Annotated in this window: 1 protein-coding gene; it reads right to left on the reverse strand. The window is 65.9% G+C overall.

Annotated features, from left to right (window positions below):
- Positions 1 to 41: 41 nt before the first annotated feature.
- A partial coding sequence (locus tag ASH04_RS26005) for a non-ribosomal peptide synthetase (RefSeq protein ID WP_156394676.1) occupies positions 42 to 16,890 on the reverse strand: 16,849 nt, incomplete at its 5' end.

A 16,890-nucleotide genomic window follows, 5' to 3' on the forward strand; every position in this document is an offset into this window, starting at 1 on the left:
ATTCGAGCGAGTGCTCTTTCACGGAAGAACACTCGCAAACGTTATGGATATGTATTGCCCAGATGTGCGTCGACAACCGGACCGATCACCGAGACAGCATCGGGATTGGTCATTTCGTTGTGGAAAACGTCCACACCGTGGATGACGATATCTCCTGACACGTACGGTCGCCATTCCTGTGGTGACCGAACAATTCCGTCACTCGCGCCTTTCGTTGCAGAAAAGAACAAAACATTTCCGTCGAACACGTCCGGGATGAACTCGGCCATGATTCGCGTCGAGTTCTCGAATCCTGCATTGATTCTGCGCAAATGATCCGCCGTGACACCGGTGGTCTGCCCCAGGGATTCGTCGAGCAGTTCGACACCACGTTCGTAGGTCAACGGCTCGGACGACGCCTGAGCAGTCAGATCCAGCCCCAGACCCGCGAGCAGGTTCTCGACGCTCAGCTCACCGTCGGCCGTCTCGTCATGGCCGTCGACGTAGCTGTCCAGCAACGCGAGAGTCTGCACTTCGCTGCCGGTGCTGCGTAGTTCCACGGCGATCGCATGGGCGAGCGAACCACCGAGCGACCACCCGAGCAGGTGGTACGGACCGACCGGCTGGACAGCCCGAATCTCGTCGGCGTACCGGTGCGCGAGGTCTCGAATCGAGCCGAACGGCGTGCCTTCCACGATGCTGGGCAACTGCAGGCCGTACACGGGACGGTCGTCACCGATCTGGGACACCAGGCCCGCATATCCCCACGACAACCCGATTCCGGGATGGACGCAGAACAGCGGTTCCTTGGAACCTGTGCTGCGCAGTGGGATGACCACTCCGAACACCGAATCCAGTTGTGCACCGGACGAATCGACGTCCGACGCGACCCGAGCCGCGAGCCCTGCCGGGGTCGGATCGACGAACAATGCCTGCAGCGGGACGCGAACTCCGACCGCGTTCTCGATGGCCGGGCCGATCTTGGTTGCCACCAGCGACGTGCCACCGAGCTCGAAGAAGTTGTCGTCCATGCCGACTCGTTCGACACCCAATACCTCGGCGAACGCGTCGGCGATGGCTGCTTCGAGATCGGTACTCGGTGCCCGATACGGCGTCGTCGACACCGTCAGTTCCGGCACCGGGAGCGCGCGTCGATCCAGCTTGCCCACCGGAGTGAGTGGGATGTCGGCGAGTTCGATGATCGTCGACGGGACCATGTGGCGCGGAAGAACGGTCGCGACACTGTCGCGCAACGCCTCGACGTCCACCGATGCACCCTCGGCCGGCAGCACGTAGGACACGAGAACCGTATCTCCCGACGCCGCATTGTGACCGATGGTCGCCGCGAAGCCGACCTCGTCGTGATCGGTGAGCGCGGAGTCGATCTCGCCGAGCTCGATACGGAATCCGCGGACCTTGACCTGGAAGTCGCTGCGTCCGACGAACTCGAGCACACCGGTACTCCCCCAGCGCACGACGTCACCGGTTCGGTACATCCGCTCACCGGCGGTACCGAACGGGTCTGCGACGAAGCGTTCGGATGTGAGCCCGAACCGTCGCAGGTAACCGCGTGCCGTACCGGGGCCTGCGATGTACAGCTCGCCCGACACCCCGGCCGGGACCGGCCGCAGACGTGCGTCGAGCACGAGGAACCGGAATCCGGTACCCGGCCGGCCGACGTCCACCGTGCCGCCTGGCATCAACGGACCGCCGACACTCGCCTGAATGGTCGTCTCGGTCGGACCGTAGCCGTTGAACATCTTGCGGCCCGGTGCCCACTTCGCCACCAGCTCCGGAGTGCAGGCCTCGCCGCCGACGGCGAGGACGCGGACCGTGCCCAAACGTGTCTCGTCGATCGAGGACAACGCCGCCGGAGTCAGGAACGCGTGTGTGACATGTTCCGATTCGAGCAGGTCGGCCAGTTCGCTGCCACCGAACGTTCCCGGCGGCACGATCACCACGGTGGCGCCGACGCCGAACGCCATCGTGAGCTCGTACACCGAGGCGTCGAAACTCGGCGAGGCGATGTGCGACACCCGCGAATCTCGGGTGGGACGGAATCGATCGATCACCTCGGCCTGCAGGTTGGCCAGGCCCCGGTGCCGCACTGCGACGCCCTTCGGGCGACCGGTCGAACCCGAGGTGTAGATCAGGTATGCCGGGTGGTCGAGGTGCAGCGTCGCGGTGCGCTCGGCATCGGTGACTGCGGCCACGGGATAGCGAGAGAGCTCCGATGATGTCTCGGGATCGTCCAGGACGAGCCACGGCACGGTGTCGGGCAGCGACTGCCGACTGTCGACGTCGGTCAATCCCATTGCCGCACGCGAATCTTCGAGCATGTGCGCAATGCGGTCGGCCGGGTAGTTCGGGTCGACCGGCAGGAATGCCGCACCGGTCTTGGCGACCGCCCACACCGACAGAACCGACTCGATGGATCGAGGCAGGGCCAAGGCGACGAACGTTTCCGGTCCGACGCCGTAGTCGATGAGCATTCGCGCGATTCGGTTCGACCAACTGTCGAGGTCGGCGTAGGACAGGCTCACGCCCCGATACGTGACGGCGACCGCGTACGGGTCGAGCGCCACCGAGGCGGCGAGCATTTCCGGCCACGTTCGCAACGCGACGTCGGCGGACCCGCGAGCCGGTGCCAGAGCCTGCTTCTCGTCGGCACCGAGAATGTCGATATCCCCCACCGCGGTGAGTCGATCGCTGCCGACGGCGTCGAGTACGCGAACCAGTCGCGCCGCGATCGCATCGACGGTGGACGCGTCGAACAGCGAGGTGGCGTAATCGAACGCTGCCTCGAATCCGGTCGGTCGCCCGTCGTCGTCGAAGGTCTCGGACACCAGGAGTTGCAGATCCTGCTTGGCCACGGGAACGTCGAAGTCGAAGCCCTCCACGCGCAGATCCGGTAGCTCGAGTGACGCCTTCTCGTTGTTCTGGAACGACAACGCCACCTGCGACAGCGGTGCATACGCCGTCGATCGCGTGGGATTGAGCACCTCGACGATGCGCTCGAACGGCATCTCGGTGTGATCGAAGGCGTCGAGGTCGTGTGCTTTCACCTGCGTGAGCAGATCCACGAACGAGGCGGAGTCGTCGATCCGGCTGCGCAACACCAAGGTGTTGACGAACATGCCGACGAGATCGTCCAGTGCCGCGTCGCCGCGCCCTGCCACCGGAGTGGTGATCGCGATGTCGTCGGTACCGCTCAGGCGCGCCAGCACCACCGCGAACGCGGCGTGCAACACCATGAACATACTGACGTTCTGCTCGCGGGTGATCTCGACGAGTGCCCGATGGATCTCGGCGTCGACGGTGAAGCGAACCCGGCCACCCCGGAAATCCTGCGTGGTGGGCCGCGGGCGATCGGTGGGCAACGGCAGCAGATCGGGTAGACCTGCGAGCGCCGTCGACCAGTACTCGAGCTGGGCCGCGGCCACGCTCGACTCGTCCTTCTCGTCGCCGAGCAACGAACGCTGCCACAGCGTGTAGTCGGCGTACTGCACCGGCAAGGGCTCCCAGCCCGGCGCTGCTCCCGTGGTGCGCGCCGAGTACGCGAGCACCACGTCTCGTGCCAGCGGTGCCATCGAGGCTCCGTCGGCCGCGATGTGATGCACCACCATCGCCAGTACGAAGACGGGCTCGGCATCGGTATCGGCACCGACGACGTGGAACAGCTCGACGTGCACCGGAATCTCGGTGGTCACGTCGAATCCACGACCCGCCAGGTGCGCCACCCGGTCGGTCAGCACACCGGCATCGATCGCTTCCGGCTCGACCACCGGAGCCACCTCGACGGCCGGATGTACGAGCTGGACCGGGAAGTCCGGTCCGTCCGGGAACGTCGTCCGCAGCGATTCGTGCCGCTCGAGGACGTCGACGACTGCCGCGGCGAGGGCCGCAGTATCGAGCTGCCCGGTCAACTTGACGACCAGTGGCACGTTGTACGCCGCCGAGGTGGTGTCGAACTGGTTGATGAACCACATGCGTTGCTGTGCGAGAGACAGCGGGATGTGATCAGGACGTTGTGTCGCAACGAGATTCGGACGCTGCGCCCGTGTGGACGTTGCGCCGACCGCGCTCGCCAATCCGGCGACAGTCGGCATCTCGAAGATCGTGCGCACGCCGATCGTGGTGCCGAGTTCGGCGTTGACGCGGGCGATGACGCGCGTGGCGCTGAGCGAGTCTCCACCGAGCTCGAAGAAGCTGTCGTCGGCACCGACCCGATCGACGTCGAGAATCTCGGCGAACACGGCGGCCACGGTGAGCTCGGCCGGCGTGCTCGGCTCGCGGTACGACGTCGCCGACCCGAACTCGGGCACCGGCAACGCGGACCGATCGAGTTTTCCGACCGGTGTGAGCGGAATGGCGTCGAGCACGACGATGGCTGCGGGAACCATGTGCGACGGCAACATGCCGGCCAGGTGGTCACGCAGGACACCGGTATCGAACGCGTCCGCCGCGCCCTCGGTGGTTCGTACGTACGACACCAGGACGGTCGCTCCCGACGGGCCCGGAGTGCCGAAGGTCGCGGCGAAGTCCACGGACGGATGCGATGCGAGCGCCGCGTCGATCTCGCCGAGTTCGATGCGGAAGCCGCGAACCTTGACCTGCGAATCACTTCGACCGACGTATTCGATCGTCAGATCCGGCGACCACCGCACCACGTCTCCGGTGCGGTACATCCGCGCGCCGGGTGCGCCGAACGGGTCGGCGACGAATCGCTCCGCCGTCAGGCCCAATCGATCGTGGTAACCGCGGGCGAGTCCGACACCCGCGAGATAGAGCTCACCTGCCACGCCGACAGGAACGGGCTGCAGCCGTGAATCGAGCACCACCTCGTACACGCCGCGAACAGGACCACCGATCGAGACGGTGTCACCTGCAGTCATCGGCGTGCTGATGTTGGACATGATCGTGGCCTCGGTCGGACCGTAACCGTTGTAGAGATTCCGGCCCGGTGCCCACTTCGCGACCAACTCGGCCGGTACGGCCTCGCCACCGACGACGACGTCGGCGAACGTGTCGAGCCCGCTCGGGTCGACCGACGCCAGAGCCGACGGGGTGATGAAGCCGTGGGTGACCGACTCCGCTGCCAACAGTGCCGCGAGTTCGTTGCCGCCGTACACGGTGGGCGGCACGATGATCATCGTCGCGCCGACGCCGAAGGCGAGTAGGTACTCGAGCACGGATGCATCGAAGCTCGGGGACGAGACGTGCAGTGTGCGTGAGTCTTTGGTGATTCGGTATCGCTCGCGCTGCTCGGTTGCGAAGTTGTCGAGACCGGAGTGCGTGACGACGACACCCTTGGGCACACCCGTCGAACCCGAGGTGTAGATGGTGTACGCCGCGCTGTCGAAGGCGATGCGTCCGTTCCGCTCGGTGGCGTCGATCGGCTCGTCGCTCACTGCGTTCGGGCCGTCCGTCGCCAGATCGTCGAGGACGATCCAGGGCACGGTCGACGGCAGGTCGTCGAGATGGGCGCGGGTGGTGACGCCGAACGTTGCTCCGGAGTCGGCCAACATGTGCTCGATGCGATCGGCCGGGTAGTTCGGATCCACCGGTACGAATGCCGCGCCGGATTTTGCGACGGCCCAGACCGTCAGCACCGATTCGATCGATCGTGCGATGCCGAGTGCCACGAAGGTCTCGGTGCGCACGCCGTGGCCCAGCAGAATTCGAGCGAGTCGGTTGGACCGACGGTCCAATTCCCGGTACGTCATTTCGCCGTCGGTGCTGCGCAGTGCGATGGCGTCCGGGTTCACCGCGGCAGCGTCGGAGAAGATCTCCGGCAGCAGCCGGGCCGAGCGTCCTTCGGGTCCGAACACCGGTGCCAGCGAGGCGAACTCGGCGTCACCGAGGAGTCGCAGCCGTCCCAGTGGCTGTTGTTCGTCCTCGAGCACGGCGTCGAGGACACGCTCGACGCGATCGACGATGGCGTGCACGGAATCGACGTCGAACAGTTCCGGCAGGTATTTCGCCTTCAGGTTCAGGCGCTCGTCGACCGACGAAACCAGAGTCAGCGGGTAGTGCGCTGCGTCGGTTCCGAGAATGTCGGTGACCTGCATGCCGGCGAAATCGGTTGCCGCAGAAGCGCCGGCCCGGTCGACGGGGTACGACTCGAACACCGTCAAGGTGTCGAAGGCCACGCCTGCACCCGCTGCGCGTTGGATGTCGGTCAGGCCGAGGTAGTGGTGGTCCAACAGCGATGCCTGCTCGGCCTGAACCCGATCGACCAGTGCACCCAGCGTTTCGCTCCGGTCGAGCGTGACCCGGACGGGCAGGGTGTTGATGAACAGCCCGATCATGCCCTCGATACCCGGAACCTCCGGCGGACGACCCGACACCGTCGCACCGAACACGACGTCCTCGCGTCCGGTGAGGGTGGCCAGCACGACGCCCCATGCGGTCTGGACGAGGGTGTTGAGGGTCGATCCACGGCGAGCAGCGAAGTCACGCAGTGCCGCGGTGGTCTCGACCGACAACGACCGCTCGGTCTCCTGCGACACGGTGGACAGTTGCCGGCCACGATCGTCGGTGACCAACAGCGTGGGTTCTTCCACGCCGGCCATGGCACTGACCCATTGCGCGGTGGAGATCGCCACGTCGCGTTGGCGCATCCAGGCCAGGTAGTCCCGGTAGGCAGGAATGCGCGGCAGCATCGAGTCGTCGGACTCGGTGACGTAGAGCGTGATGAGTTCCTTGACGACCAGCGGCGTCGACCATCCGTCCAACAGGATGTGGTGGTTGGTCAGCAGCAGACGCCAGTGATCGTCGGCCAGGGTGATGAGCGTGAACCGCAGCAGCGGTGCCCGGTCCATCTCGAAGCGCACCGCACGGTCGGCCTCGAGAACTGCCTCGAGGGCCACCTCGACATCGGGCTCCCCCCGAAGATCGATTTCGGACCACGGAACAGTGACCGAACTCTGCACGATCTGCAGTGACTCGCCGTTGCTGTTGTGTACGAACGCTGCTCGCAGGTTGGGATGGCGAGAGACCAGTTTGTCGACGGCAGCATGCATCCGCGTCGCATCGACAGTTCCCCGGAGCTCGAGGCCCAGCTGAACCATGTACGCGTCGACACCCGAACCGGCACTGCCGATTTCGCCGGCCAGGCGAGCGTGGAACAGCAAGCCGGCCTGCAGAGGCGACAACGACCACACGTCGTCGAGATTCGGGAACTGCTCTTCCAGAGCATCGATGGATGTCTGATCGATGTCGACCAGCTCGAGATCCGACGGCGTGAAGCCGCCCGCACCGTCGGCCGAGGCGTGCTCGGTGATCGAGGTGAGGGCCTGCGTCCACAGTTCGATCAACCTGCCGACCTCGTCGGCGTCGAGAACGCCCGCGGGGAAGGCGAACGTCGCGTCGAGCTGTGGGCCGTCGGGGGTCGAGGTGGTGACAGCGTTGATGTCCAGCGCCGCAGGCACCGGCATGTCCGGATTCTGCGCGTCGCCGAGCTCTGCGTCGGCCACAGGGATCCAACCCACGTCGTCCATGCCTTCGGTGGATCCGGTGGAGAACCGGCCGAGGTAGTTGAAGCTGACCTGTGGTGCGGCGAAGCCGGACAGAGCCTCGGCCGCAGCGGAATCGAGGTACCGCAGCATGCCGTAGCCGATGCCGTGATCGGGGATCTCGAGCAGCTGTTCCTTGATGGTCTTGACCAGGGCACCGGCCGACGCGCCGCCCGCCAGAGCGTCGGCGACGTCGAGCGACCCGAGATCGAGACGCACGGGGAAGATGGTGGTGAACCAGCCGACGGTCCGACCGAGATCGGCACCGGGCACCACCGCGTCCTCGCGGCCGTGGCCCTCGAGAGTCACGAGAGCGTCCCGCACCGCATCGCCGCGTTCGCGACGCCACGCCGTCAGGGCCAGAGCCAAACCAGCCAGCAGGCCGTCGTTGACGCTGCCACGGAACACGTCCGGGACAGTGGTCAACAGGCGCTCGGTGACCTCGACCGGCAGGGACGTGCGGACACGCTGCACGGTGGCGTCGACGTCGATTCTCTTGTCGAGCGGGCGAGAACCGATCGTCGGGTCGGCTCCGTCGAGAATCCGACGCCACAGTCCGAGCTCTTCGGTTCGGGCGGCCGTGACCTCGGTGAGTCCGGTGGACCACCGACGCATCGAGGTACCGATCGGAGCCAGTTCAGGCTCGTGGCCGGAGACGATCCGACTCCATGCCGTGGCGAGGTCGGGAACCAGAATGCGCCAGGACACGCCGTCGATCACGAGGTGGTGGGCGACCACGAGCAGTCGACCCGAGCCATTGGGGCTCTGGAACCACACCATCTGCACCATGACGCCGTCGGCCGGAACCAGACGATCGGCAGCGGCGTCGAGCTCGGCCGCGGCAACGACGGAGAATTCGGGGCCGTCGACGGATTCGACCGAGACCGCGTGAAGGACGCTCGCAGCCGAGACTGTTCCGACCGGAGACACTTCCTCGTGCCACTCCCCGTCCGCGTCCTGGTAGAGGCGCGCACGCAGCATGTCGTGACGATCGAGCACCGCTGCCACCGTGCGTTCGAGCGTCTCGCGCTCGATGCCGACCGGAAGCTGAAGCAGCGCTGTTTGTGTGTAACGGCCGAATTCGGTGCTGCGGTCCAACATCCACCGCACGACCGGGGTGAGCGGCATCGGGCCGACTCCCCCACCGTCGAGTTCTTCGAGCACCACGGCGTCGCCGCCGAGAACAGCGACCTCGGCGAGAGCGGCCACGGTCTTGCGCTCGAAGATGTCGCGGGGAGCCAGGACCAGCCCGGCGGCCTTGGCGCGCGAGACCAACTGGATCGACATGATGCTGTCGCCGCCGAGTGCGAAGAACGAATCGTCGACGCCGACGGTATCGAGCCCGAGAACGTCCGCGAACAGACCGGCCAGGATCGACTCGACTTCGGTTGCAGGCAAACGACTTTCGGTGACGTTTGCCGAGAAGTCCGGTGCCGGGAGTGCACGGCGATCGAGTTTGCCGTTGGCGGTCAGCGGCAGCTCGTCCAGGACGATCAACGCTGCGGGCACCATGTACGAGGTCAACGAGTTGCCCACGAAGTCGAGAACGGCCGCATGGTCGAGCGCGCGACCGGCCTCGGCCACGACGTAGCCGATCAGGCGATCACCGAAACCGTCGTCGCGGACAGCGACCACGGAAGCCGCTACTCCATCGAATGCCAGTAGCGCGCTTTCGATTTCGCCCAGTTCGATACGGAAGCCGTGCAACTGGACCTGCATGTCGCTTCGACCCAGGTATTCCAGAGCCCCATCGCGATTCCACCTGGCGGTGTCACCGGTGCGGTACATACGCGCACCCGCATCGCCAGAGGGGTCGGCAACGAAACGTGTTGCGGACAGCCCTGCTCGGCCGAGGTATCCGCGAGAGAGCTGTGCCCCGGACACGTACATCTCCCCGACGACGCCGGGCGGAACAGGATTGAGGCGGGTGTCGAGAACGGCGACACGCAGTGCCGGGATCGCCTGGCCGATGACGCTGGCCGAAGCGGACGCCGCGAACTGCTCGGTCAGAGCCAGGTGGCTCACGTGGACCGTCGTCTCGGTGATGCCGTACATGTTGACCAGGGTGGGCGAGGTCTCCTCGTGCCGTGCGTACCAGCGACCGAGCTGTCCGAGATCGAGTGCTTCTCCACCGAAGATGACGTACCGCAGCGACAGTGCGTCCGATCCGTCGGCGGATCCACCGGCCGCGGTTGCCACTCGATCGGCTTCGGCGAACTGGTAGAACGCCGTCGGTGTCTGGTTGAGAACCGTGACCTTCTCGCGAATCAGCAACTCACGGAACAGTTCCGGCGAGCGTGCGGTGTAGTAGTCGACGACCACGAGAGTGCCGCCGTGCAGCAGTGGTCCCCACAGTTCCCACACCGAGAAGTCGAACGCGTAGGAGTGGAACATGGTCCAGACGTCGCGGTCGTCGAAGTGGAACAGATCCGTGGTGTTCGCGAACAGCGTCGCGACGTTACGGTGCGCGATCTGCACACCCTTGGGACGTCCGGTACTGCCCGAGGTGTAGATGACGTAGGCGATCGAATCGGCATCGGTGGTGCCGATGCGGTCGGCGTCGGTCAGCGGGGCTCCGGACACGCTTGCCAGCTCGGCGACCGCTTCGGGTGCATCGAGCAGCAGCATCTCGACATCGGAAGCAGGCACCGATGCACTGTCGGCGACGGTGGAGATCACACAGACCGGTGACGCGTCGTCGAGCATGAAGGCGAGCCGGTCGGCCGGATAGCCGACGTCGATCGGGAGGTAGCCGCCGCCGGATTTGACGACCGCCAGCAGAGCAACGATCAGCTCCTCGGTGCGCGGCATCGCAACCGCCACCAGGGACTCCGCCGTCACGCCACGCGACACGAGGATGCGTGCAAGTCGGTTCGAGCGGTCGTCCAGCTCGGCGTAGGTCAGCGAGCGATCGCCGAACACGACTGCCTGTGCTTCGGGGAACTGCGCAGCGGCAGCGGCGAAGCGGTCGGCCAGTGTCGCATCGGTCGCCGTGTGTCCGGCGTGGTTCCACTGCCGGGCCATGGCGTCGAGTTCACCCGGCAACAGGATGTCGATGTCGCCGACAGCACGATCGGGATCGGTGGTCACGCCGGCGAGGACCGCACCGAATCGAGTCGAGAACTCGTCCACGGAGATCTCGTCGAACAGGTCGACCGCATAGGTGACCGCAGCGGTCATACCTGCCGGAGCACCGGAGTCGTCGAACCGTTCCGCAACGGTCAGCTGGAGGTCGAACTTCGCGACGTGGGCGTCGATGTCGACGGCCTCGACGGTGAGTTCGGGTAGCTCCAGTGCCGCCGAGGTGTTGTTCTGGAATTCGAGCAGTACCTGGAACAACGGCGAGTGATCGGTGGAACGGGCCGGATCGAGGACGTCGACGAGACGCTCGAATGGCACGTCGGTGTTGTCGAACGCCGCCAGGTCCGCGGTACGGGTCCGGCGGAGCAGCTCGGTGAAGGAGAGATCGGGCGCTACCTCGGTGCGCAGAACCAGAGTCCCGACGAACATGCCGACCAAATCGTCGAGCGCTGCGTCGCCACGCCCGGCGATGGGCGTGCCGACTGCGATGTCCTCGGTCCCGCTGAGGCGAGCCATGAGGATCGACCATGCTGCATGCATGGCCATGAACACGGTCGCGTCGTTCGCGCGGGCGAGGTCCACCAGGCCGGCGTGGACGTCTGGCTCGATCTCGAACCGAACACTGTTGCCGCGCATCGACTGCCGTGCCGGGCGAGGATGGTCGAGCGGAAGCGGCAGCAGCTCGGGTAGATCCGCGAGAGTGGACTTCCAGAACTCCAGCTGCTGTGCTGCCACGGAGCTCGGGTCGGACTCGTCGCCGAGGACCGAGCGTTGCCACATCGCGAAATCGGCGTACTGAACGTCGAGCGGTGCCCACATCGGAGCTACTCCCGACACGCGAGATCCGTACGCCACCATGACGTCTCGGGCCAGCGGTGCCATGGACGCGCCGTCGGCGGCAATGTGATGCACGATGATCGACAGCACGAAATCCTCGGGTGCCGTCCGGTACAGAACGGCCCGGAAGGGCAGGTCCTTCGACACGTCGAATCCGCGGGCGGCAGCGGACGAGATCGCGGTGACGATCTCGGTGGCATCGACGTCGACGACCTGCAGATCGGTCGTCGCCGCGTCGGTGCCGAGAATGTGCTGCTCGGGGCGATCGCCGTGCGAAGGGAACACGGTGCGCAGCGACTCGTGCCGCGCCAGCACGTCACCGATCGCAGCGTTCATTGCCTCGATGTCGAGACGGCCTGTCAATCGAACCGCGAGCGGGATGTTGTAGGCGGCCGAGTCGACGTCGAACTGGTTGATGAACCACATTCTCTGCTGAGCCATCGACAACGGAATCGAGCCCGGGCGAGGCTTCGCAGTGAGCGCCGGACGGCGCGCGGCACCGGCCGGGTTGCTGTGCACTCGCACCGCCAACGACTCGACCGTGGGTGCCTCGAACAACGCACGAACGCTGACAGCGGTGTCGAGGGCTGCATTCACCCGAGCGGTGAGGCGGGTGGCGCTCAGCGAGTCTCCACCGAGATCGAAGAAGCTCGAGTCGATGCCGACGCTGCCCACGCCGAGAACCTCGCCGAAGATGTCGGCGATGATTCGCTCGGTCTCGTTGCGAGGAGCGCGCGAGTCGCTGCCGACGTGCAGATCCGGGGCGGGCAGCGCCTGTCGATCGAGCTTGCCCGCGGGCGTGAGCGGGATCGTCTCCAGGGCAACGACCGCCGTCGGAATCATGTGTGTCGGAAGCGAACTCGACGCCCGAGTGCGCAGCGTCGTCACATCGATTTCGTGGCCGGGGCGCGGAAGAACGTAGGCGACCAGGATCGTGTTTCCGGCAGGTCCGTCGACACCGATCGTCGTAGCGAATTCGACTGTCGGATCATCGGTCAGCACCGCGTCGATCTCGCCGAGCTCGATACGGAAACCGCGCACCTTGACCTGGAAGTCGCTGCGTCCGACGTACTCGAGGGTGCCCGACTCGGTCCACCGCACGACGTCGCCGGTTCGGTACATACGCTCGCCGGGCTCGCCGAACGGGTTCGCGACGAACCGCTCTGCCGTCAGACCGAATCGCGAATGGTAGCCACGCGCCAGGGCGGGGCCGGCGAGGTAGAGCTCTCCTGCGACACCGACCGGTACCGGATGCAGACGAGAATCCAGCACTACTTCGCCGAAACCGATTGTCGGCGAGCCGATATCGATGGGCGAGCCCACGTGCAGCTGGTCACTGACGGAGGAGAAGATGGTGGCCTCCGTGGGGCCGTACGCATTGAACATGCGCCGGCCCGGTGCCCACCGTGCGACGAGCTCGGGCGGACACACGTCGCCACCGGTTGCAACGACGCTCAGTTCGGTCAGACCGTCGGGGTCCACCGAGGCGAGGGCCGCGGGAGTCACGAACGCATGCGTGACGTGCTGCTGCGCCAGGAGCTCGCCGAGCTCCACGCCGCCGTACACGGAGGTGGGTGCGATCACCATCGTGGCGGCACCCGAGATCACCATGGCCAGCTCGAGAATGGATGCATCGAAGCTCGGTGACGCGAACGCGAGAACCCGAGCGTTCGGAGTCACCTCGAAACGAGACCGTTCTTCCTCGGCCAGGTTGGCCAGGCCGCGATGAGTGACGGTGACGCCCTTGGGAACTCCGGTGGAGCCGGAGGTGTAGATCAAGTACGCGACCTGGTCGATGTGTACCGGTCGAGTGCGGTCGGAGTCGAGAACCGGTGCGGTCGAACGGTTCGCGAGATCGCGGCGAGTGTCGTCCTGGTCGAGGACGGACCACGTAGCCGAGCCCAGGCCCTCGACGGCACCGACGTGTTCGGTCGACGTGACGCCGATGGACGCGCCGGAGTCGACCAGCATGTGCTCGACTCGATCACGGGGGTAACTCGGATCGATCGGCAGGAAGGCCGCACCGGTCTTCGCCACGGCCCAGATTGCGAGAACCGATTCGATGGAGCGCGGCAAAGCAAGTGCCACAACGGTTTCCGGACCTGCCCCGCGGGCGATCAACGCACGCGCCAGCGCGGACGACCGAGTGTCCAATTCGGTGTAGGTCAGTGTCCGACCTGCGCTCCACACTGCCGTACCACCGGGGTTGCGGGCAGCAGCATCGGTGAGGATGTCCGGCAGGAGGCGCTCGGTCGTGGAAGCGGGACCACGTACCGGGGCCAGCCTGTTCGATTCCTCCGAGGACAGCAGCGACAGCGAAGCGACCCGTTGGTCGGTGTCGGTCGCGATCGCCTCGAGAACCCGCACGATTCGATCGACGGTGGCGACCACGACACTGTGCTCGAACAGCTCGGGCAGATACTTGGCTTCGATGTGCAATCGGTCGTCGACCATCGCGACCAGGGTCAGCGGATACTGTGCGGTGTCGCTGCCGTCGTGCACGTCGTGCACCCGCATGCCGGCGAGATCGGTCTCGGCCGACAGACCCGCTCGGTCCATCGGATACGACTCGAACACGGTGAGCGTGTCGAACGCGACCGCGGGACCGACGGCACGCTGGATATCGGTCAGGCCCAGGTAGTGGTGATCGAGCAGCGAAGCCTGTTCGGCCTGCACCCGATCGAGGTACTGGCCGAGTGTTTCGGCTGGATCCAGCACGATGCGCACCGGCAGCGTGTTGATGAACAGACCGACCATGGACTCGATATCCGAGACCTCCGGCGGACGTCCCGAGACGGTGGCACCGAACACTACGTCCGTGCGACCGGTCAACGTGCCCAGCACCATCGCCCACGAAGCCTGCACCATCGAGTTCATCGTGATGCCGCGTGCCCGGGCGAGACTGCGCAGTCGTTCGGTCTGCTCGATGTCCAGGGAAACCAACGCGCGGCCGGCCAATGTCGACTCCTGGCGACGGCTCTCGACCGGCGTCAGCAGGGTGGGTTCGGCGAGACCCGCGAGGGCTTCCATCCATGCCGCACGAGCTGCCGAGTGATCACGCCGCGACAACCACGACAGGTAGTCGCGGTACGCAGGTACGCGCGGAAGAACGGCGTCGTCGCCGTCCACGACGTAGAGCGTGAGCAGGTCCTTGAGGAGCAGCGGCGTCGACCATCCGTCGAGCAGGATGTGGTGGTTGGTCATCACCAGACGCCACTCGCCCGGGGCCAGCGTCACGAGCATGAAGCGCAACAACGGCGCCTGTGCCATGTTGAATCGCGTTGCGCGGTCGTCGTGTTCGATTCGCTCGAGCTCGGCTGCGCGATCGTCGACGCTCAGCGACGACAGATCGACCGAGGTCCACGGCACATCGACGTCGTGATGCACGATCTGGATGGATTCGCCGTCGTTGTTGTGCACGAACGCCGTGCGCAGGTTCGCGTGGCGCCGCAGTAGAGCCTGGGCAGCGCGGCGGAAGCGAGCCTCGTCGACGTCCCCGCGGAGGTCGAGCACCAGCTGGACGATGTAGGCATCGACGGACTGATCCGACAGTTCGGCATGGAAGAGCAAACCTGCCTGCAGAGGCGTCATCGACCAGATGTCGTCGAGAGTCGGGTACACCCGCTCGAGATCGTCGATGGACTTCTGGTCGAGGCTCACCAGATCGAGATCGGACGGCGTGAACCCGCCGGTCCCCGGCCGCTGAGCGAGCTGCGTCAGCGCGGTGAGAGCCTGCTTCCACAACTGGGCGAGTTCGGTGACCTCGTCGGCGTCGAGCACGCCCGTCGGGAATGCGAAGGTCGCCTCCAACCGAGGTCCGGTCGGTGTCGCCGTGGTGACCGCGTTGATGTCGAGCGCAGCGGCGACCGGCAGGTCCTCGTCCTGGGAATCGCCGACGCCGGAGTCGTCGACCGGTAGCCACCCATGTCCGCGGAGCTCGTCCGGAACGTCGGTGCTGTATCGACCGAGGTAGTTGAAACTGACCTGCGGTGCCGGGAAGTCACGCAGTGTCGAACCGGCCTCCTCGTCCAGGTAGCGGAGCATGCCGTACCCGATGCCGTGATCGGCAACGGCGAGCAGCTGCTCCTTGACGGACTTGACCAGCGCTGCTGCCGCGTCCCCGCCGGCGAGAGCGTCGTCGAGGTCGATCCCGTCGAGCGTCAGTCGAAGTGGGTAGATGGTGGTGAACCAACCGATGGTGCGGCTGAGATCGGCTCCCGGAACCACATGGTCCTCACGGCCGTGGCCCTCCAGGGAGATCAGTGCGTCGGACACGACGACACCGCGGTTTCGTCGCCACACGGCTGTGGCCAGAGCCAGAGCGGCCAGTAGACCGTCGTTGACGCTGCCGTGGAACGCCTCGGGCAGAGCCGTCAACAGGCCCTCGGTGACATCGGTCGACAGAGTGACCTCGACCTTGTCCACCGTTCGATAGACGTCGATCTCGCGGTCGAGTGCGCGTGAACCGATCAGCGGATCGGGATCGGCGAGCGCGTCGCGCCATACTGCGAGCTCGTCCGAACGCGTTGCGGTGACCTCACGCAGGCCGTGCGCCCAACGACGCATCGAGGTACCGACCGGGGCCAGTTCCGGTGTGCTGCCGCCGATGATCTGAGCCCACGCCGACGCGAGGTCGGGCACGAGGATTCGCCACGAGACGCCGTCGATCACCAGGTGGTGCGCGACGACGAGCAGTCGGCTGCCTTCGGAGCCTGCGTCGAACCAGACCATCTGAATCATGACACCGGCATCGGGTGCCAGACGATCCACTGCTGCAGCGGCTTCCGACCTGGCCTGATCCGAGAACTCCGGTCCCCGAACACTGTTCGACTCCACCCGGCGGACGACGGACTGCGCCGTGACGGAACCGATCGGGAGCACCTCCATCGACGGCTCTCCGGTACGGTGCAGAACTGCACGGAGCATGTCGTGGTGATCGAGGACGGTCTGAACGGTCGCTTCGAGAACGTCGAGCTCGATATCGGACGGCAATGTCAGCACGGCAGTCTGCGTGTGCTTGTCGAGTACCGACGTGCGGTCGAGCATCCAGTGCACGATCGGGGTGAGCGGGACGTCTCCGACGCCACCGCCGGGCAGCTCGTCCAGCACGAGCGGAACGGTCCCGTCGCCGGCGGCGACGACCTCGGCCAGCGCGGCAACGGTCTTGTGCTCGAACACATCTCGCGGCGACAGAGCCAGCCCTGCCGCCTTCGCGCGGGAGACGAGCTGAATCGACATGATGCTGTCTCCGCCGAGCGCGAAGAAGGAGTCGTCGACTCCGACGCGATCGAGGCGGAGCACCTCGGCGAACAAACCGGCGAGCGTCTTCTCGACGGCATTGTCGGCGTCGCGTCCCGAGGTGACCTGAGCGGACCAGTCGGGTTCGGGGAGGGCTTTGCGGTCGAGTTTGCCGGCCGGAGTCAACGGGATCGACTCCAACATCACGAACGCCGAGGGCACCATGTGCGCAGGTAGC

Source organism: Rhodococcus sp. Leaf233, assembly GCF_001426165.1.
GTDB classification, from domain to species: Bacteria; Actinomycetota; Actinomycetes; order Mycobacteriales; family Mycobacteriaceae; genus Rhodococcoides; species Rhodococcoides fascians.